We start from the raw sequence: 993 nt of genomic DNA, 5'->3' as shown, positions 1-993 counted from the left end.
TTCAACTCGCTAGACGCACTATCCGCCGAATTCGTGACCATTTCAGATTGATTGCTTTGCCCGCTAGCTTCGCTCGCGGCAAGTGCAGAACCGGCCGCCTTCAGCGCAGCCTCCTCAGACGCGACTTGTTCCGTTTGCGCCTTGGAAGATGTGACCGAATCATCGACACCAGAGCGGTCTAGGTCAGCATCCTCTGAAACCGCCTCTTCCGCGGCTGAGTCTTGAGCCGAGACTTCTTGGTCAGCGACTTCTTGACCAGTGATTTGTTGATCAGAACCAGCTGCATTAGGGCCTGATGTAGCGGAACTCTGGCTTGGTTCCTCTACCAAGGCTTCGGCATCCGGCGTGCTTGCGCAGCCTACAGAAAGGCTCAGAGCAGCGACTAACGCGCTCGATGTCGCGACTTTCATCAGTTTCATTAATATGTCCTCGCACTATCATGCTTCGTTGTTTTTGTATTTGATATTTCTCGGTGTATACCAACAGTGTAGACACAGCCTAAAAAATAGCCGGACAGAATCAGTAGAAAAAGGTAAACGGATGTAATAATGCATAGCATCCGAGCGATCTGGCCCAACAGCTTCACCATCCAGCACTTAACAATACACCTTGATCGGTTCTTTGATGCCTGCTCCACGAGAAAAGTTGATCAACCTGTCCAGAAGGAAACCGTTCAACTCCTGTCCACGAGACAGAACGACGCTGCCACTCAAAGCACACACGTCTTCCTCGAGAATCATGCCAATTTTAAGCTCAGTGACTTTGACCTCTCGCACTGTTTTCGTGTCCTGAATAGGTCGATAACTATCTAACGCAGAGAGTAAGTCGAGATCTTGCTCATTAGTGAAGTGTGTTTTGGCCGCTTTGATTGCCTCTTGAATCGACAGCTGCTTGTGTAGCTTAGTCGTTTCAATCCAGGTAGCTAGACGCAACAAACGCGCTCCGAGCTGCACGCGTTCAGGCAGACTTTCGATATCGGCATCTGTTCCAAAC

2 protein-coding genes are annotated in these 993 nt (G+C 49.9%); both read right to left on the bottom strand.

What is annotated here, in order from left to right; all coding sequences use genetic code 11:
- The coding region (locus A3750_RS03055) for a hypothetical protein (protein ID WP_156498345.1) at window positions 1-419 on the bottom strand (419 nt) is incomplete at its 3' end.
- 177 nt (window positions 420-596) lie between these two features.
- A partial coding sequence (locus A3750_RS25780; protein ID WP_197474846.1) for a hypothetical protein occupies window positions 597-993 on the bottom strand: 397 nt, incomplete at its 5' end.

The sequence above is a fragment of the Oleiphilus sp. HI0079 genome (assembly GCF_001635105.1).
Note: the sequence above shows the minus strand (reverse complement) of the source record. Positions and strands in the feature narration are given on the sequence as shown.